Raw genomic sequence first — 18951 nt, 5'->3', positions numbered from 1 at the left:
TTTTTATCGAGATTGGAAGAGACCAGTCTCTTCATCATAGCGGATCGGTGAGGTTTTAAATTCTGCTTCTGTTAACTTTGTTTGCATTGGTTCGCTGATCGGAAGACTGAAGACGCTGGAAGCGCGAATGTCAAGATCAAGGGCAGGATGTGAAAAGGAAGACAGCTTGCTGACAAGCGGTACGTCCAATTCCTTTTTTACAATAGATAAGTATTGCTGACCTTTCTTTGACATACCAAGCAACCGAATGTATGGTGCTTGTTTTTCCTTTAGCAGCTCATGCATGACCGTTTTCTTCACCCTCATTAAAAGGTGCGTATTCATCCGCTGCAGCCTTGTCCATGTATATCGTTTTGTTTTCACAAGTGATAGATATTCCTCGTAGGAGGACGCATGTGTGATCGCCTTTTGCATGCGGTGTTCGATGCCTTCTTCAATTTCATAGATGCCTTCTAGTTCTGCTGTATCCATTGTGTGAAACACATGTTTTAAGAAGCTGAAATAGTCTTCTTGTGTATGTAAAAGATCATAAGAAGAATAATAGTCATGTAATTGCTTAAGCGAAGCTTCTGGGAGATAAGAGGCGACAGTATCAAATGAACCGTTCTCTTTTAAGGCTTTTCGGATGCTTGTTGCGCTTGCAATTTTCTGATGTTCAGGAAGCTCTTGATCATGATAACCGGATGCAATTCTTTGAGAGGTAAAGGGCTGCATGTGAGGAGATCTCTCTAAGATGGCTTTGACATAATGGAAACCTAAAATGTTATTAGGCCTAGACAGATCCAGCAAGTGTTTAGGATCAATGACCTCTTGAAACGCAGCAACAGCGGCTGCTGGATAACTAAGGCCTTCTTTGACCTTTGCTTTTGTGAAAAGATCAATTTCTTCTTTTTTCTTATGCCAAGCGTGAGCTGTTCGCTCAAATGCTTTGATGTCTCCGTCCTCACTTCCGAAAAAAAGGGAGCGGCATTTTAAAGCATCTAGAATAGACACAGCGCCGTTTGCAAAGGTTTCTGCCTTTTGCACTGCATAGATGTATGGAAGCTCGCACACGATGTCTACACCGTTTTGCAATGCCATTTTTGTTCGTGCCCATTTGGAGACGATAGCAGGCTCTCCGCGCTGGAGAAAGGATCCGCTCATGACGGCAATGGCTACATCTGAGGAGGTATGTGTTTTCGCCTGGCGAACATGATAGGCATGTCCATAATGAAATGGATTGTACTCGACAACGACTCCTGTTGCTTTCAATAGATGTTCCGCCTTTCTTGCTATGGTTAAATGGTCTATGCTACAGTAGCATAAGGGAAAAATGAAGCCCATTTTTTTCAGTGTAGGCATTCCGTGAACTGATGTCAAACAACGCTCTGACATCACAAAGGACTGTAAAGAAAAAATATTGACAAATAGCATGATGAAAGCTATAATCATGTTTGTTGCTCTTAGAGGTGATACAATTGAAATGGACAGTTTATCAGTTACATCAAAAAGCTAAAAACAGCTTCGATTTTCATGAGACGGTTGACTTAAATGAACTTACTAGCCTTCATTCAGATATACGTCGTATTTCGCCAGTAGAGGTGAAAGGGACTGGAGTGATCGAATCAAAGCAAGTCGCATTTGATTTAACCATCACAGGTGAAATGACATTGCCTTGTTCAAGAACGCTTGTTGATGTAAATTATCCATTTGCGATTTCAACGAAAGAACTATTTGTACTTCATAAGACAGACGATATAGAAGATGAAGACGTATCTGTTGTAGAAGACGATATCATCGACTTAACGCCTATAGTCAAGGAAGAAATTCTTCTTGAAGTGCCGATGCAAATCTTTTGCGACCAAACAGACGTAAAAGGTGCTGCACCACAGGAAGGGAATGACTGGGCGGTCATTTCGGAAGATGCACATCAAAACCGAATTGATCCGCGTCTGGAAGGCTTGAAGAAGCTCTTAGAAGAAAATAATGAATCTTAACTCTTTAAGGAGGTGGGAATAATGGCTGTACCTTTTAGAAGAACTTCTAAAATGAAAAAAAGATTGCGTCGTACGCATTTCAAACTACAAGTACCTGGTATGGTAGCTTGCCCAGAATGCGGTGAAATGAAAATTTCTCATCGTGTCTGCAAATCTTGCGGAACATACAAAGGCAAAGACGTAAAAAGCAACTAATGCTTGATAAAAAAGCGTAAGGGAATCTTCCCTTGCGTTTTTTTATTTGTCTATTTTTTTAGGTTTCTCTCCTGCAAATAGTCTATCTACTCTAGTAAGCGCATATGATGTGGTATTCAGATTCAGGGGGGATGATCAATTGACGATTACAAGGCAGGACGCATGGACACAAGATGAAGATTTACTTTTAGCAGAAGTCGTCTTAAGGCACATTCGAGATGGAGGAACGCAGCTTTCCGCATTTGAGGAAGTCGGGAAAGCATTGTCAAGAACAGCTGCAGCATGTGGATTCAGATGGAACTCATACGTCAGAAAACAATATCAAGCAGGCATTGAGCTGGCGAAAAAACAGCGGAAAGAACTGCGTAAAAAGATTGGAATTCATTCCTCGGGTTTACCGCAAAATACGTTAACCATAGAAGAGAAAGCATCTTCCGATCAGGCTGAATTGACCTTACGAGAAGTGATTCAGTTTTTAGAGAAGCTTGAAAAAGAACCGGCTGGCTCTGCTTATTTACGCGAAGAACTGGCGGACACGCAGCATCAACTGAAGTCGCTCACGAAAGAAAATGAACATTTGAAGCGGCAATTAAAAATGACAGAAGAAGATTACCGGGCACTCATTGGGATTGTTGAAAGAGTCAAACAGAATATCAACTTAAAAGAATATGCTAAATAAGAAAACGCCCCTCACAGAGAAAGGAGGGGCGTTTTGCCATCATTGATTATGCGGATTCACCTGTATTCTTTTGAATATGGGCAGGTTCCCAAATGAGTGGATTTTCACCTTTATCGCGTTCCATATCATATTTTACTGCTTCAAAGCCCATTTTATCCCAAAAACCAGCAGATTTGACGCGTGGATTGGTCCGGATTGGCAGTCCGAAAGATTTGGCAAAATCAACAAGTGCTTCGCCGTACCCTTTACGCTGATACCCAGGAAGCACTTCCAGCTTCCACAGCTCTAAATAATCATGATTGTGGTCAAAATACGTTGTCGTCGAGCCGTCCACTTGATAAAGGCTCATACGTGCGACCAGCTTATCTCCAAAATAAATTCCATAAAATGGAGAGTTGCTGTCATTTTCAATCATATTACTTTCAAGGTCTTCAAGCATGGATAGTTCTTGTATACCATATTCCTTAAATTGTTTAAATTCCTCTAAAGTTTTGTAATTGATTAGAAGTCGTTTTACTTGTGTCATATGATCTTCCCCCTTACACACATAATGTCGACAGTGATGTCATTGAAGGCGTTTTCATCCCATCCGCCTCAAAAAGTTTTTACACTTATTATTATAGTTTTTAAATTAAAAAAATTCAATCGTGGCGCGCTATCTGCTTTTTGCATCGCGGCATGAAACTGTTAAAATGATTGATATGATAAAGTAAACAGAAAAAGGGAAGTGCGGCAGTTGAACATTGGAATCATTGGCGGCGGTGCGATTGGTCTGCTTTGTGCCAGTTATTTATCACAGCATCATGACATCACTGTTTTGACAAGAAGAAAAGAACAGGCAGAGGAGATTCGAACATTAGGAATTAAGCGAACGGTAAAAGGAGAGACATTCCGGTCGGCTGCCGAGGCAAGGGCAGGGATTACCGGTGTATTTGATCTGCTTATTGTGACGGTGAAATATCACCATTTGCAAGAGGTACTTGATGAGCTATCGACATTACCTCGTCAGCGAATCTTATTTTTACAGAATGGAATGGCCCACTTATTAGATTTAGAAAACTGGGACACGTCGCATTCGATATATATAGGTGTCGTAGAGCACGGGGCCATGAAGGTATCAGACCATGCAGTGAACCATACAGGGATTGGTGTCATCAAGTGGGGAGCTTTTCATCCTGACGATGCAGCTGCTGTGAGAAATGCTTTGAATGAAACGCCGGCCCATTTTCAGATGATTTATACGGATGAATGGAAAAAAGTGCTGGAGGAAAAACTGCTAGTCAATGTCTGCATTAACCCGCTCACGGCTTTATTGCATGTGAAAAATGGGGAATTGATCGCAAATCCTTCATATGAATACATGATGAAATGTGCATTTGAAGAAGCATTGTCCATTCTAGGTCTGCCTGAAAAAGAGCGGCTCTGGTCACACGTCGTTTCAATTTGTAAGAAAACGGCCGCCAATCAATCGTCAATGCTTCAAGATATCGTCAAAGGCCGTGAAACTGAAAGAAAAGCCATCGTTGGCTATCTTTTAAAAAAGGCTCAAGCTCAAGAGATTCTGGCCCCGCATCTTACTTTCTTCAATCGAAACTTGGAAGTATTGGAAAAAAAGCAAACAAAATCTTTTGAGTGAGCTCATTTACATGCTATACTTTTTTCGGGAAACTAACTATTTATTGAAGAAAGGAAGTTCTAAACATGCAATTGACTGAACTTTCCATCCGAAGTCAGAATTTATTCATACGTGATTATATAGAAGAAAAAAAAGAGATGACTGCTTTTTTTGATTATGATATACATTCTGAGCACACATGGAAAAAGAGATACGACGATCTCATGGAAATGAGCTTCCCGCGCGAGGCTTTAGCGGATTATATGAGCGCATACCATGCAAAGTTTGAATCGGCAGCGATGCGTCAGAACATTGAAAAGATCCGTGACGAACGGAGTGTCATGGTAGTTGGAGGGCAGCAGGCAGGCCTACTGGCAGGACCGCTTTATACCATACATAAAATCATATCCATTATTCAGTTCGCAAAGGAAAAAGAATCAGCGCTTGGCGTTCCTGTGATTCCAGTCTTTTGGGTAGCAGGTGAGGATCATGACGTAGATGAAATTAATTTTGTCTACACATCCGGCGAAAAAGGTCCAGTCAAGCAAAAGCTGCCATTACATAACGTCAAAAAAACTGCTGCCAAAAGAACACCTCTGCATCAAGAAAAAACAGAGAAATGGCTCCGCGATGTGTTTTCAACGTATGAAGAATCTGCATATACAAATGACTTGCTTGATCAGCTTCTTCGATGTTTACGCAAATCACAAACGTTTACGGATTTCTTTGAATGGATTGTATGTGACCTTTTTGAAGAAGATGGACTGCTTCTATTTAATTCAGGAGACTTAGGCGTCAAACCACTTGAGCGTACGTTATTCAAGCACATTGTCGAGACAAATGATGCGGTCACAGCTCGCTTGAATGAAACGCAGGCTGCCATGAAACGAGCAGGATATCAGCCGATCATTGAAGCTGGTGATAATCAGGCGAACCTGTTTTACGAATATGATGAGGAGCGTTTCCTTATTGAAAAAGAGAACGGCCAGTTTTCTATATCAGAAGTGGGGCTTACATGGACAAAAGAAGAGCTTTTGCAGGAAATTGAGGAGCACCCAGAACGGTTCAGCAACAATGTGGTGACGCGTCCCTTAATGCAGGAAACCCTTCTTCCAACACTTGCTTTTATGGCAGGACACGGTGAAGTCAACTATTGGGGAGAGCTGAAAGGAATTTTTGAGCACTTTGAATTAAAGATGGCACCTGTTCTTCCAAGACTGCACGTGACCATTCTTGAAAGGCACATCGATAAGAAGTTGCCGGTCAGAGAACTTTCTGTAGAAGAAGTGCTCACAAGCGGAGTGAAAGAAAAGAAAGAGGCTCACTTTGAGCAAAGCCTTCCAGACAGCTTTGTTCAAGCCGTTGATCAGGCGAAACGTGAATTAGCGAATGTTCATGGTGTATTGAGGCAAGAAGCACTGGAGGTTGAACCAAACTTCGAGCAGCTGCTAGATAAAAATGCCAAATTTATCGAAGACCAGCTTCAATTTGTTTATCAAAAGGTAGCGCAGCGTGTGGAAGAGAAGGAAGGATATATCCTTCGAGATTTTGAACGGATTGAAAACAGCTTAAAACCATTAGATGCCCCGCAAGAAAGAATTTGGAATATCATGTACTTTTTAAACAAATATGGTCCAGAATTCTTCAAAACGTTCAAAAATCTGCCATTTTCATTTCAAAACAAGCAGCAAATTGTCAAACTTTGAAATAAAGTTTTAATGAACCCTGACTAGTTCAGGGTTTTTTTTTATGTAGAAACAGTGTAAAATAAGTTTTGTGGAGAGAAGTGGTGGATAGTGGAGAGTAAGGGTGAGAAAGTGGGGCTCTGATTATCATGTTCATGGGTGAATACCAACATACGATTGATACAAAAGGGCGCATGATCATCCCTGCTAAATTTAGAGACGGTCTCGGAGAACAGTTTGTGCTGACGAGAGGGCTTGATCAATGTTTATTTGGCTACCCTATGAGTGAGTGGAAACTAATTGAAGAGAAACTCAAAGCACTGCCGCTAACGAAAAAAGATGCACGTGCGTTTACCCGGTTCTTCTTCTCTGGCGCAGTTGAATGCGATCTGGACAAGCAGGGGCGTATTAACATCGCATCAAACCTACTCCAATATGCAAAACTCGAAAAAGAATGTGTGGTCATCGGCGTTTCAAATCGAATTGAGTTGTGGAGTAAGTCGATCTGGGAACAATATACAGAAAAGCAAGAAGATTCTTTTGCTGAAATTGCTGAAAACATGATTGGATTTGATATATAATAATCCCTTGTGCAGCAAGCTTTCTACACATTCATTTCTATTTGAAAAAGGTGGGACCATAACATCATGTTTCAACATGAGACAGTATTATTAAAAGAAACAGTTGACGGTTTAAACGTCAAAGAAGACGGTACATATGTAGACTGCACGCTAGGCGGAGCAGGTCATAGCTCATATTTACTTTCTCAACTATCAGAAAAAGGGTCATTGATTGGATTTGACCAAGACGATGCTGCACTGGATCATGCACGAGAGAAGCTCGCGGATTCTAAAGCGAACATTCTTTTCATAAAAAGCAACTTCCGATATTTAAAAGAACGTCTGAATGAACAAGGTATTACAAGCGTAGACGGTGTGATTTTTGACCTTGGGGTTTCATCTCCTCAGCTCGACACACCAGAGAGAGGCTTTAGTTATCACCATGATGCACCTCTTGACATGCGAATGGATCAAACAGCCGCATTGTCGGCAAAACAAGTGGTGAATGAATGGCCATTTGAAGATCTAGTTCGGATTTTCTACAAATATGGGGAAGAAAAATTCAGCAAGCAAATCGCACGCAAAATTGAAGAAGCTAGAAAAAAAGCGCCAATTGAAACAACAGGTGAGCTTGTCGACATTATCAAAGAAGGAATTCCCGCACCTGCAAGACGAACTGGCGGACATCCAGCAAAAAGAGTGTTTCAAGCGATCCGAATTGCCGTAAATGATGAATTGAAAGTTTTTGAAGAAGCACTAGAACAAGCAATAGAGTTACTCAATCCGAAGGGGAGAATTTCTGTCATTACATTCCATTCACTTGAAGACCGGATTTGTAAAAGTACATTTAAAGAAATGTCTTCTCTTCCAGAACTTCCGCACGGACTACCAGTGATTCCAGAAGGACTTGAACCAAAGCTGAAGCTGATCACGAGAAAACCAATCGTTGCATCAGAACAAGAGCTGGAACATAACAACCGTGCCCGTTCAGCGAAGCTCCGAATTGCAGAAAAAAAGTAATACGACACCATAGATGATGATAAAAAGGAGGTTTCTTATGAGTAATTTGGCTTACCAAAGAGAAGTAAAACAATATCAAACAGAGCAGCAAGGCCAACCGGTTGTTATTAAAAGAAGAGGTTCTATCACACTTGGTGAAAAAATCTTACTTGTCATGTTTGTCATGGCTCTTATGTGCAGCTCCATTCTCATCATTTCTAAAGCCTTTGCTGTCTATCACGCTAATATTGAAGTACAGAAATTAGAACAGCAAGTATCTTTAGAATCGAAGAAGATCACTGAGCTTCAAAAGGAAAAAGACTTGCTGAGTGAACCAGAAAGAATCATCGAAGCTGCGAAAAAAGCAGGCTTAAGCATTTCGAAAGATGTTAAGAAGGTCGATTAAGATGGCGATGCCTAAAAAGAATAAAATGATGAACAGAGGCGCGGCAATTGCGAGTATTTGCTTCGCCCTGTTTTTCTTTATCATCCTTGCACGTTTTATTTATATTCAGATTACAGGAACGGTCGATGGTCAAGTGTTAGCTGCAAAGGCAAATGAACAATATCAATCGAAGAAAACACTTGAAGCCAAAAGAGGGTCTATTTTAGACCGAAATGGGAATGTGATTGCAGAGGATACGTCTGTCTATAAGCTCATTGCGGTCATGAGCAAGAAAATGACGGTCGATCCAAAGCACCCAATGCATGTCGTCGACAAAGAAAAGACAGCAAAAGAGCTGTCAAAAGTAATTGATATGAGCGAAAGCGAAATTTTAAAGCGTCTGAATACAAAAGATGCGTTCCAAGTTGAGTTTGGTAAAGCTGGGAAAGACATCAGTTTTTCAACAAAGGAAAAAATTGAAAAGCTGAAGCTTCCAGGGATCGCTTTTGAAAAAGACACGAAGCGATATTATCCAAACGGCATGTTTGCTTCGAATCTGATCGGTTATGCAAGATTAGATGAGGCGACGAAGGACATGTCAGGCGCGATGGGACTTGAGAAGGCGCTGAACAAATATTTAAAAGAAAAAGACGGCTATGTGACATATAACAGTGACAGAAGCGGATGGGCACTTCCAAATAGTAAAGAAGACATTGTCGCTCCGAAGGATGGAAAAAACGTCACGCTGACTATCGATCAAAAAATTCAAGCGTTCCTTGAAGAAAGTATGACGCAGGTTGCCAAAAAATATAAGCCGAAGAAAATCATTGCCACAGTCGTTGACCCAAAAACGGGAAAGGTGCTCGCGATGGGACAGCGGCCAAGCTTTAATTTAAATGAATTAGACATTACGAATTATAACAATGATGTCATTTCATATGCGTTTGAGCCAGGTTCAACGATGAAAATCTTTACACTTGCTGCGGCGATCCAAGAAGGGGTCTACCAAGGCAATGATAAATATCAATCTGGTACTTATAAAGTAGGCGGCGGCCTTGTAAGAGACCACAACAACGGAAATGGCTGGGGAAAAATTGACTTTCATCAAGGGGTTCTCCGTTCGTCAAACGTAGCTTTTGCAAAGCTGGCAAAAGAAAAACTAGGCTTCACGCGATACGAACAATATTTGCAAAAATTCCATTTCTATGACAAAACAGGCATTGACTTGCCGAACGAAGCGTCTAGTAAAATCAATTACAGGTACGAATATGACAAAGCATCGACGGCTTATGGTCAAGCGTCTGCTATTACACCGATTCAACAAATCCAAGCAGCGACAGCGGTAGCGAACGGCGGAACGATGATGAAGCCATATGTCATTGATCATATTACAGACCCGAACACAAACAAAACGATTTTACAGCACGAACCAACAGTAGCTGGAAAACCAATTTCCTCTGATACAGCAAAGCAAGTCCGTGAAATTTTAGGTGAGGTTGTTTCTTCGAAGATTGGAACAGGTCAGCCTTACCAAATCAAAGGCTTTGACGTTGCTGGAAAAACAGGTACAGGACAAATTGGCGGTGCCGGCGGTTACCTCCAGGGAAGAAACGATTACGTCTTTTCATTTATGGGAATGGCGCCAAAAGATGATCCGAAGCTGCTCGTTTATGTGGCTGTACAGCAGCCGCAGCTGTCTGACACAGAAACAGGCTCTGCCCCAGTTGCACAAATCTTTAACCCAGTGATGAAAAATAGTCTGCTATATTTAAATATTGCACCAACCAAAACAGACGATAAAAAATCAGGCGAACAAAAAGTGAAACAAGAAACAATGCCTTCATTCCTAGATTTAGAAGTGAAGCAGGCGGAAACAGAAGCCAAAAATAAAAACTTAACGCCTATTGTCATCGGCGACGGCCTCTCCATTAAACGACAGTGGCCAAGTGCAGGCTCTGAATTCTCTGAAAGCCAGAAAGTCTTCTTGAAAACAGCAGGAAAAACCATGAAGATGCCTGATATGACAGGCTGGTCGAGAAGGGAAGTCCTTCAATATGCCTCCATTTCCGGTGTGCATATAGAAACAAAGGGACAAGGATATGCTGTCAAACAAAGTGTGAAAAGTGGAGCGGAGATTTCAGATAAAGTCGTCACTGTGACATTTAAAAGCCCGAATTAATTGCAAAACCTAGCAAACGACTTGCTAGGTTTTTTCTTTTGCCGAGCAGGGTAGACGAGACGTTCTACATAAGGACGGGCCTGCATATGATGGAAACAAGCCATATGTATGTAAGGAGTGAACCGGGCGTGCGAGTATCAAGTGTAACAGTGAGAAAACGATTGCTTTTCGTGCTGCTGTTTGGGGTGATCATTTTTTTCATCATAGATACTAGATTAGGATATGTACAGTTTATTATGGGCGAGAAGCTGACAAGTTTAGCAAAAGACTCATGGAGCCGGAACCTCCCGTTCGAACCAGAAAGGGGAGATATTTTGGACCGAAATGGGGTAGAGCTTGCAACGAATAAAAGTGCCCCATCTATATTGGTCGTCCCCCGGCAAATTAAAGATCCTGCAGAAACAAGCAAGAAACTGGCGGCAGTACTGAATATGTCTGAGGAGAAAGCGTACAAGCACGTCACAAAGAAAACATCAATAGAACGAATTTCTCCAGAAGGGAGAAAAGTATCTCATGAAAAAGCAAAAGAAGTCAGAGAGCTTGATTTAGATGGCGTTTATGTTGCGGAAGACAGCATCAGACACTATCCGTTCGGCAGTTTTCTTTCTCATGTGCTTGGCTTCGCTGGAATTGATAATCAAGGGTTACTTGGACTGGAAGCCTATTATGACGATGACCTAAAAGGTGAAAAAGGCTCTGTCAAGTTCTATTCCGATGCAAAAGGGCAAAAAATGCCAGATGAAGCAGATGATTATACACCGCCTAAAGATGGTCTTGATATGAAATTAACTGTCGATGCGAAAGTGCAAACCATTATAGAACGGGAATTAGACAATGCGCAGGCAAAATATAACCCAGATGGCATGATTGCGATTGCGATGAATCCGAAGAACGGTGAAGTGCTTGGGATGTCAAGCAGACCGGATTTTGATCCAGCGGACTATCAATCAGTTGACCCGAAAGTGTTTAACCGAAATTTACCGGTGTGGAGCACATATGAACCAGGTTCGACATTTAAAATTATTACACTTGCAGCAGCACTAGAAGAGAAAAAAGTCAATTTAAAACGCGATCATTTTTTTGACAGGGGATCTGTGACAGTTGATGGTGCAAGACTTAGGTGCTGGAAAAAAGGCGGACACGGATCACAGTCATTTTTAGAAGTGGTTCAAAACTCCTGTAACCCTGGCTTTGTTGAGCTAGGCGACCGTCTAGGAAAGGATAAATTATTTTCCTATATTAAAAATTTCGGGTTTGGCCAAAAAACAGGAATCGATCTTCAAGGGGAAGGGCGAGGCATTTTGTTCCCGCTGGACCGGGTTGGTCCTGTAGAGCAGGCGACAACTGCCTTTGGTCAAGGTGTATCTGTTACGCCGATACAGCAAGTGGCTGCCGTAGCAGCTGCGGTAAATGGCGGAACACTTTACACGCCGTACATTGCAAAAGAATGGATAGATCCAATCACAAAAGAGGTTGTGAAAAAGCAATCGCCGATTGCCAAAAAGAAAGTGATTTCAGCAGAAACATCAAAAGAAATCAGATATGCGCTTGAAAGTGTAGTCGCTCAAGGGACTGGCCGAAATGCATTTGTTGAAGGATATCGAGTTGGCGGAAAAACAGGGACAGCACAGAAGGTAAAGGACGGCAAGTACATGGAAAATAACCACATTGTGTCGTTTATCGGATTTGCGCCTGCTGATGATCCAAGTATCGTTGTATATGTGGCTGTAGATAACCCGAAAGGCACCATTCAATTTGGCGGGACAGTTGCTGCACCAATTGTTGGTCATATTATGCGGGACAGCCTGCCTGAGATGGGTGTGAAAAAAAGAAAAGGACAAATTGAAAAGAAGTACCAGTGGCTGGACACAAAAACCATTGAAGTACCGAATCTTGTAGGGGGATCTGTTTCAGATCTTGAATCCCTCCTGATTAACCTTAAGATCGATGCTTCTGGAACTGGCAGTAAAGTGGTGAAGCAATCACCTGCTGCCGGGACAAAGGTCAAGGAAGGCTCCACCATCAGATTATACTTAAACGATGAATAATAAAGAATGAACAGAGGGTAGCCGCACTCATTCGGCTGCCTCTTTTTGTTGAAAGAGAAGGTCTGTTTGAAAAAAAGAGCCTAAAGTGTGTTTTTTCCAAGAGAAACTTAAGGAATACGCTGGATGTATCCTTTTTTTTACGATAAAATATAGACTGTGTGTTTTTTTCACAAGACATGCACGTGAACGAATTTGAGAGGTTTGATATGAAATGAAATTACAAGAACTCCTTACATACTTTAAAAGTGAAAACAACGAATTAATAAACGAAAATCCTGATATCACTTCCATTGAAATGGATTCAAGAGAGGTGAAAAAAGGAAGCCTTTTTGTCTGTATAAAAGGCTATACAGTAGATGGACACGATTATGCTGAAAAAGCGGTGAAAAGCGGGGCTGCAGCGATTGTAGCAGAACACCCTCTTAACATAACAGATGTACCAGTCATTATTGTGAAACACTCTCAAAGAGCTCTTGCAAGAATAGCTGATGCGTTTTACGAGCAGCCAACTCATAAGCTGAATCTCATTGGGATCACAGGAACAAACGGAAAAACTTCCACAACACACATGATTGAACAAATGATGAGAAAAGCCGAAAAGAAAACAGGCTTAATCGGTACGATGTATATGAAGGTGAATGATGACATTCTCGATGTGAAAAACACCACACCTGAAAGTGTCACACTTCAGAAAACCTTTAAAAAGATGCTTGATCAAGATGTAGACACAGCCATTATGGAAGTATCATCACATGCACTGCATCTTGGCAGGGTTCATGGATGTGATTATGATATTGCCGTATTCACAAACCTTTCGCAGGACCATCTTGACTACCACAACACAATGGAAGAATATAAACATGCGAAAAGCTTGCTATTCTCACAGCTTGGCAGTGCCTTTCATCACGATAAGCCGAAGCATGCGATTTTAAATGCAGATGATGACGCTTCGAGTTATTATGAAAAAGTTACAGCTGCTGAAGTCATGACATATGGCTTAGAGCAAGAAGCAGATGTCATGGCAAAGAATATTCAAATCAAGCCGAAGGGAACTCAATTTGATTTGATCACTCCAATTGGCACAAAAAATGTGACAGTTGCCCTCATCGGAAAGTTTAATGTGTACAACATCCTAGCAGCGGTATCAGTAGGGATCGTATCTGGCTTAACATTTGAAACGATTGTGAGTGCTATTGAAGAGCTGGAGGGAGTCAAAGGCCGATTTGAACTTGTGAACTGTGATCAAGATTTCCCTGTCATCGTTGATTACGCCCATACACCTGACAGTTTAGAAAATGTCCTTACAACGTGTAGAGAATTAACAGAGGGCAAAATTTTCTGTGTGATAGGCTGCGGCGGTGACCGTGATAAAACAAAGCGTCCTCAAATGGCCCAAATCGCTGTGAAGTATGCAGATGAGCCTGTATTTACATCAGACAACCCAAGAAGCGAAGATCCTTCAGCTATTTTAAAGGATATGGAAAATGGGGTGCCAGACGCATATTATCATAGCTTTGTGAATCGTAAACAAGCCATCTTTTTTGCGATTGCCAATGCGAAAAAAGGCGATACAGTCTTAATAGCGGGTAAAGGTCATGAGACATATCAAATCGTTGGCGATCAAGTTTACGATTTTGATGATGCAAAGGTTGCTATGGACGCTATTTTAGATCTAAACAAATCTTAAAATGATGAAAAGAGTGTAATGAAATGAAGCATTTTGTACAAAAACAACATACGAAGAACGCGAATGAATACCTTAATAATGAATGCAATTTTCTGATGGAAAACGGCTTTGGAAATTCGGAAGGAGTAAAGAACGATGCTTGAACAGGTGATATTGTTTACAATCATAATGGGATTTTTAATCAGTGTTCTTTTATCCCCGATTTTTATTCCGTTTTTAAGAAGACTTAAATTTGGTCAAAGTATTAGAGAAGAAGGACCACAGTCTCACCAAAAGAAATCAGGTACTCCGACAATGGGCGGAATTATGATTATCTTTTCTATCACAATTACGACGATTGTGATGATCAACAAATTTTCTGAGATTAGTCCAGAAATGTTTTTATTGTTATTTGTCACGCTTGGCTACGGTCTATTAGGATTTTTAGATGATTATATTAAAGTAGCGATGAAACGAAACCTCGGTTTAACATCGAAGCAGAAATTAATCGGTCAAATTGTGATCGCTGTGATTTTTTATGCAGTCTTCCATTATTATCAGTTTGCAACGACGATTCGCATTCCAGGAACAGATGTCAGTTTCGATTTAGGATGGGCTTACTTTATCCTTGTCGTTTTCATGCTTGTCGGAGGTTCTAATGCCGTGAACTTAACGGATGGACTGGATGGCCTATTATCTGGAACCGCAGCTATTGCTTTTGGAGCCTTTGCTATACTGGCTTGGAATCAATCACAGTACGATGTAGCGATTTTTTCAGTAGCTGTTGCTGGAGCCGTCCTCGGGTTTCTTGTGTTTAACGCGCATCCTGCAAAAGTATTTATGGGTGATACAGGCTCGCTTGCTTTAGGCGGAGCGATTGTAGCGATTGCCATTTTAACAAAGCTTGAAATTTTGCTTGTCATTATTGGAGGAGTATTTGTTGTCGAAACGTTATCCGTTATTCTTCAAGTGATCTCCTTTAAAACAACTGGAAAAAGAATCTTTAAGATGAGTCCGCTTCACCACCACTATGAGTTAGTTGGCTGGTCTGAGTGGAGAGTAGTTGTCACCTTCTGGACAGCTGGTTTATTACTTGCTGTTTTAGGAATTTACATCGAGGTGTGGTTATAATTGAATAAGATGCAAATGTTAAAAAACGAACATGTACTAGTATTAGGTCTTGCAAAAAGCGGATATGCGGCAGCTTCAATTCTTCATGAGCATGGAGTAAATGTTACAGTAAATGACCAAAAGCCGTTTGAAGAAAATGAACCTGCTCAGCTTCTATCTGAAAAGGGGATTGATGTCATTTGTGGCAGCCATCCTCTTCGTATATTCGATGATAAAGAAATTACAATTTTAATTAAAAATCCGGGAATTCCATATGAAAATGTGATGGTTCAAGAAGCGCTTCGCCGCCAAATTCCAGTTTGGACGGAAATAGAATTAGCTTATCATTTAACCTCAGCTCCATTTATTGGGATTACTGGATCAAATGGAAAAACCACTACCACGACTTTGATTTATGAAATGCTGAAACATGACAGTCAAAAAACTTTAGTGGCAGGTAATATTGGAACAGTCGCCAGCGAAGTCGCTGCAAAGGCAGCTGGCGATGAGTGGATCGTAACAGAGCTCTCTTCTTTTCAGTTAATGGGAACAGTTGACTTCAGACCTAAAATCAGCTTAATATTAAATATTTTTGATGCACATTTAGACTATCACCACACTCGTGATGAATATGAAAAAGCAAAGCAGAAAGTTTACGCACATCAACTTGATGATGACATAGCAGTCATTAACCTCGATGATCCATCAGTCGTAAAACTGGCTGAAGCTTCAAAAGCAAAAAAAGTGTTTTTCTCCGTGAAAGAGCGAGTAGAACATGGTGCGTATATTAGAAATGGTGCGATCTACTACATGAATGAACACATCATCGATTTAAAGGATGTTGTTCTTCCTGGTGAGCATAACCAAGAAAACATTTTGGCAGCTATTTGTGTCGTGAAAAATGCAGGCTGTTCAAATGAAGCAATCGCACACGTTCTCACGACATTTAGTGGAGTAAAGCATCGTCTGCAGTTTGTAGATACAATTCAAAGCAGAAAATTCTATAACGATAGTAAAGCCACTAATATACTGGCAACAAGTAAAGCATTGTCAGCTTTTAAGCAGCCGACTATTTTATTAGCCGGCGGACTTGATCGCGGCAATGAATTTGATGAATTGAAACCTTTTATGAAAAATGTAAAAGGAATTATTACATTTGGTGAGACTGCACCAAAGTTTGTGAAGCTTGGTGAAGAACTGGGAATACATCACGTAAAACATGTCGATAATGTTGAACAAGCAGTACCTGCGGCGTTTAACATTTCTGAAGAAGAAGACGTGATTTTATTATCTCCTGCTTGTGCAAGCTGGGATCAGCATAAAACATTTGAAGAACGTGGAGACATGTTTGTAAACGCCGTGCATATGCTTAAATAAGGGCTTGTCTCTCATATGACTGACAGCCCAAATGAAATTATGCTTGGGGTGTCGGTCTCTTGACGAATAAGAAAACTTCTCCGGATTTTTTGCTTGTTGTCATTACGTTACTTTTATTGACGATTGGTTTAATTATGGTGTACAGCGCTAGTGCTGTGTGGGCATCGTATAAATTTGATGATTCGTTTTATTTTGCAAAAAGACAGCTTTTGTTTGCCGGAATCGGAGTTATCGCGATGTTTTTCATTATGCGAGTCGATTATTGGACGTGGCGGACTTGGTCAAAGATATTGATTGCTGTTTGTTTTCTCCTTTTGCTGCTTGTACTTATTCCTGGTATCGGTATGGAGAGAAATGGATCAAGAAGCTGGATCGGTGTCGGTGCGTTTAGTATTCAGCCCTCTGAATTTATGAAGCTTGCGATGATTGCGTTTCTTGCAAAATTCTTATCTGAAAAACAAAAAAATATCACATCCTTTCGTAAAGGTTTCGCACCAGCATTAGGCATTGTGTTTTCTGCATTTGCCATCATAATGCTGCAGCCAGATTTAGGAACAGGGACTGTAATGGTGGGAACCTGTATTATTATGATATTTGTTTCAGGTGCGAGAATTGCTCACTTTATATTTCTCGGTCTTTTAGGGCTCAGCGGATTTGCTGCACTTGTCTTGTCAGCGCCCTACCGTATAAAACGAATTACATCGTACTTAAATCCTTGGGAAGATCCACTAGGCAGTGGGTTTCAAATTATTCAATCCTTATACGCTGTTGGTCCAGGCGGTCTGTTCGGAATGGGTCTCGGTCAAAGTAGACAAAAATTCTTTTATTTACCTGAGCCTCAAACGGACTTCATCTTTGCGATATTGTCTGAAGAGCTCGGTTTTATAGGAGGATCACTCATTTTGCTGCTCTTTAGTGTTCTATTATGGAGAGGCATACGAATAGCACTTGGAGCCCCAGACTTATACGGAAGTTTCTTAGCAGTTGGTATTATTTCAATGGTTGCCATTCAAGTGATGATTAATATCGCAGTTGTTACTGGACTTATCCCTGTGACAGGTATCACGCTCCCATTCCTAAGTTATGGCGGATCATCACTGACATTAATGCTGATGGCAATAGGCGTACTTTTGAATGTAAGCAGGTACGCTAGATATTAATGTGCTGCTAGTTCATGAAACCATGGTGACATTTATTTTGCAAAAGTACAAAAAAATGATTTGAAGAGTAGAAATCACAGATTTTGTATTGATAACATGTTTTTTGACTCTTCTTTACAGGTTTTAACGGAGCCCTGTTGTTTAAAACAGGGTTTATACTTTGTTCAGAGCAGAAAAAAATCGAGGGGAAATGGTATAATGCGTATAGTAATCAGTGGAGGCGGAACAGGCGGACATATTTATCCGGCCTTAGCTTTTATTAAAGAAGTGAAAAGACTGCATCCTGATGTAGAATTTTTATATATTGGTACTGAAAATGGACTTGAAAAGAAAATTGTAGAAAGAGAAAATATCCCTTTCAAGTCCATAGAAATTTCAGGTTTTAAAAGAAAGCTTTCCTTTGATAATGTAAAAACGGTGATGAGATTTCTAAAAGGCGTTCAAAAAAGCAAATCTTACTTAAAGGAATTTAAGCCAGATGCGGTCATTGGAACAGGTGGTTATGTGTGCGGCCCTGTCGTTTATGCAGCTTCTAAGCTGAAAATCCCGACCATTATTCACGAACAGAACAGCCTGCCTGGTATCACAAATAAGTTTCTAGCAAGATATGTTGATAAGGTAGCCATCTGCTTTGAAGAAGCAAAGGCACATTTTCCTTCTGAAAAGGTTGTATTTACGGGAAACCCTAGAGCCTCTGAAGTCGTCTCTATAAAAGAGGGGAAATCTCTGAAAGAGTTTGGGCTGGATGAAAAGAAAAAAACGGTTCTTATTTTTGGCGGGAGCCGGGGTGCTGCTCCGATTAATAGAGCAGTCATTGATATGCAAGATGAATTAAAGGCTAAGAATTATCAGCTTTTATATATCACAGGTGAGGTTCATTATGAAAAAGTGCTGAACGAACTAAAGGAAAAAGGTTCAGCACCTAATATGATTACAAAGCCTTTCTTGCATCAAATGCCGGAGTACTTGAAATCGATTGATGTGATTGTTGCAAGAGCGGGAGCCACAACGATTGCTGAAGTGACAGCTCTTGGAATTCCAACTATTTTTATTCCAAGTCCATACGTGACGGCAAATCACCAGGAAATCAATGCAAGATCACTAGAAAAGCATGAAGCTGCAATCGTTTTAAGAGAATCAGAGCTTTCTGGAGAGAGCCTCCTTCATGCCATTGATGAAATTGCTGGTCATGAAGAAAAATTAAACGAAATGAGCCGTTTAACAAAAGAACTCGGAGTACCAGATGCGGCTGGACGTTTATATAATGTATTAAAAGAAATTACGACTACATGATGGAATGATATTAGGTAAGGCGGA

Annotated in this window: 17 protein-coding genes; 15 read left to right on the top strand and 2 right to left on the bottom strand. The window is 40.8% G+C overall.

Annotated features, from left to right (window positions below; translation table 11 throughout):
* Positions 1-3: 3 nt before the first annotated feature.
* The gene (locus NSS92_RS07210) at positions 4-1251 is read right to left on the bottom strand and encodes a nucleotidyltransferase (protein ID WP_340867236.1); all 1248 of its coding nucleotides are present in this window, start codon (positions 1249-1251) and stop codon (positions 4-6) included.
* A 206-nt stretch (positions 1252-1457) separates the two neighbouring features.
* Here NSS92_RS07210 and NSS92_RS07205 point away from each other — a divergent pair, with 206 nt between their 5' ends.
* From NSS92_RS07205 to gerR, 3 genes are all read left to right on the top strand, one after another.
* Positions 1458-1976 (top strand): YceD family protein, encoded by a 519-nt coding sequence (locus NSS92_RS07205; RefSeq protein WP_019743276.1) that lies wholly within the window; start codon positions 1458-1460, stop codon positions 1974-1976.
* A 21-nt stretch (positions 1977-1997) separates the two neighbouring features.
* Complete coding sequence (gene rpmF / locus NSS92_RS07200) at positions 1998-2171, top strand: 50S ribosomal protein L32 (protein ID WP_008354700.1); 174 nt, start codon at positions 1998-2000, stop codon at positions 2169-2171.
* Between the two features lie 139 nt (positions 2172-2310).
* Entirely contained in the window at positions 2311-2850 is a 540-nt protein-coding gene (gerR, locus tag NSS92_RS07195) for a sporulation-specific transcriptional regulator GerR (protein WP_267586188.1), read from the top strand.
* Positions 2851-2896: 46 nt separating this feature from the next.
* On the opposite strand, the gene NSS92_RS07190 is transcribed toward gerR, so the two are convergent.
* Positions 2897-3376, bottom strand: a complete 480-nt coding sequence (locus tag NSS92_RS07190; protein WP_007499784.1) for an N-acetyltransferase — start codon at positions 3374-3376, stop codon at positions 2897-2899.
* 210 nt (positions 3377-3586) lie between these two features.
* Between NSS92_RS07190 and NSS92_RS07185 the strand changes: the two genes are divergently transcribed.
* From NSS92_RS07185 to murG, 12 genes are all read left to right on the top strand, one after another.
* On the top strand, positions 3587-4486 hold the full coding sequence (locus NSS92_RS07185; protein ID WP_340867235.1) for a 2-dehydropantoate 2-reductase: 900 nt from the start codon (positions 3587-3589) through the stop codon (positions 4484-4486).
* A 65-nt stretch (positions 4487-4551) separates the two neighbouring features.
* Positions 4552-6171 carry a bacillithiol biosynthesis cysteine-adding enzyme BshC gene (gene bshC / locus NSS92_RS07180; RefSeq protein WP_340867234.1) on the top strand — a complete coding sequence of 540 codons (1620 nt, stop codon included), beginning with the start codon at positions 4552-4554 and terminating at the stop codon, positions 6169-6171.
* A 128-nt stretch (positions 6172-6299) separates the two neighbouring features.
* The gene (gene mraZ, locus NSS92_RS07175) at positions 6300-6731 is read left to right on the top strand and encodes a division/cell wall cluster transcriptional repressor MraZ (RefSeq protein WP_111911459.1); all 432 of its coding nucleotides are present in this window, start codon (positions 6300-6302) and stop codon (positions 6729-6731) included.
* A 66-nt stretch (positions 6732-6797) separates the two neighbouring features.
* A complete protein-coding gene (gene rsmH / locus NSS92_RS07170) occupies positions 6798-7730 on the top strand; it encodes a 16S rRNA (cytosine(1402)-N(4))-methyltransferase RsmH (protein WP_267586191.1) in 933 nt (310 codons plus the stop codon).
* A 37-nt stretch (positions 7731-7767) separates the two neighbouring features.
* On the top strand, positions 7768-8115 hold the full coding sequence (gene ftsL, locus NSS92_RS07165; protein ID WP_267586192.1) for a cell division protein FtsL: 348 nt from the start codon (positions 7768-7770) through the stop codon (positions 8113-8115).
* A 7-nt stretch (positions 8116-8122) separates the two neighbouring features.
* Positions 8123-10273 carry a penicillin-binding protein gene (locus NSS92_RS07160; RefSeq protein WP_340869946.1) on the top strand — a complete coding sequence of 717 codons (2151 nt, stop codon included), beginning with the start codon at positions 8123-8125 and terminating at the stop codon, positions 10271-10273.
* Positions 10274-10401: 128 nt separating this feature from the next.
* Positions 10402-12321: a stage V sporulation protein D gene (locus tag NSS92_RS07155; RefSeq protein WP_267586193.1), complete on the top strand. Its 1920-nt coding sequence runs from the start codon at positions 10402-10404 to the stop codon at positions 12319-12321.
* Positions 12322-12532: 211 nt separating this feature from the next.
* Positions 12533-14008, top strand: coding sequence for a UDP-N-acetylmuramoyl-L-alanyl-D-glutamate--2,6-diaminopimelate ligase (locus NSS92_RS07150; protein WP_267586194.1), 1476 nt, complete (start codon positions 12533-12535; stop codon positions 14006-14008).
* Between the two features lie 135 nt (positions 14009-14143).
* Complete coding sequence (gene mraY / locus NSS92_RS07145; protein WP_003211854.1) at positions 14144-15118, top strand: phospho-N-acetylmuramoyl-pentapeptide-transferase; 975 nt, start codon at positions 14144-14146, stop codon at positions 15116-15118.
* Positions 15119-16474, top strand: a complete 1356-nt coding sequence (murD, locus tag NSS92_RS07140; RefSeq protein WP_340867233.1) for a UDP-N-acetylmuramoyl-L-alanine--D-glutamate ligase — start codon at positions 15119-15121, stop codon at positions 16472-16474.
* A gap of 59 nt (positions 16475-16533) precedes the next feature.
* Positions 16534-17634: a stage V sporulation protein E gene (gene spoVE / locus NSS92_RS07135; protein WP_024424259.1), complete on the top strand. Its 1101-nt coding sequence runs from the start codon at positions 16534-16536 to the stop codon at positions 17632-17634.
* A 198-nt stretch (positions 17635-17832) separates the two neighbouring features.
* Positions 17833-18927: an undecaprenyldiphospho-muramoylpentapeptide beta-N-acetylglucosaminyltransferase gene (murG, locus tag NSS92_RS07130; protein WP_340867232.1), complete on the top strand. Its 1095-nt coding sequence runs from the start codon at positions 17833-17835 to the stop codon at positions 18925-18927.
* The last annotated feature ends 24 nt before the right edge of the window (positions 18928-18951 follow it).

It is taken from the genome of Bacillus sp. FSL M8-0166 (assembly GCF_038008825.1).
Classification (GTDB): domain Bacteria; phylum Bacillota; class Bacilli; order Bacillales; family Bacillaceae; genus Bacillus; species Bacillus safensis.
The sequence above is the reverse complement of the archived record's forward strand: the minus strand, read 5'-3'. Positions and strand labels throughout refer to the sequence as shown.

Bases quoted from the DNA above. Each gene is read 5' to 3' on its own strand.
- murG (WP_340867232.1), top strand. From the start codon at position 17,833: ATGCGTATAGTAATCAGTGGAGGCGGAACAGGCGGACATATTTATCCG.
- rsmH (WP_267586191.1), top strand. From the start codon at position 6,798: ATGTTTCAACATGAGACAGTATTATTAAAAGAAACAGTTGACGGTTTA.
- ftsL (WP_267586192.1), top strand. From the start codon at position 7,768: ATGAGTAATTTGGCTTACCAAAGAGAAGTAAAACAATATCAAACAGAG.
- mraZ (WP_111911459.1), top strand. From the start codon at position 6,300: ATGTTCATGGGTGAATACCAACATACGATTGATACAAAAGGGCGCATG.
- NSS92_RS07190 (WP_007499784.1), bottom strand. From the start codon at position 3,376: ATGACACAAGTAAAACGACTTCTAATCAATTACAAAACTTTAGAGGAA.
- NSS92_RS07160 (WP_340869946.1), top strand. From the start codon at position 8,123: ATGCCTAAAAAGAATAAAATGATGAACAGAGGCGCGGCAATTGCGAGT.
- rpmF (WP_008354700.1), top strand. From the start codon at position 1,998: ATGGCTGTACCTTTTAGAAGAACTTCTAAAATGAAAAAAAGATTGCGT.
- mraY (WP_003211854.1), top strand. From the start codon at position 14,144: ATGCTTGAACAGGTGATATTGTTTACAATCATAATGGGATTTTTAATC.
- NSS92_RS07150 (WP_267586194.1), top strand. From the start codon at position 12,533: ATGAAATTACAAGAACTCCTTACATACTTTAAAAGTGAAAACAACGAA.
- bshC (WP_340867234.1), top strand. From the start codon at position 4,552: ATGCAATTGACTGAACTTTCCATCCGAAGTCAGAATTTATTCATACGT.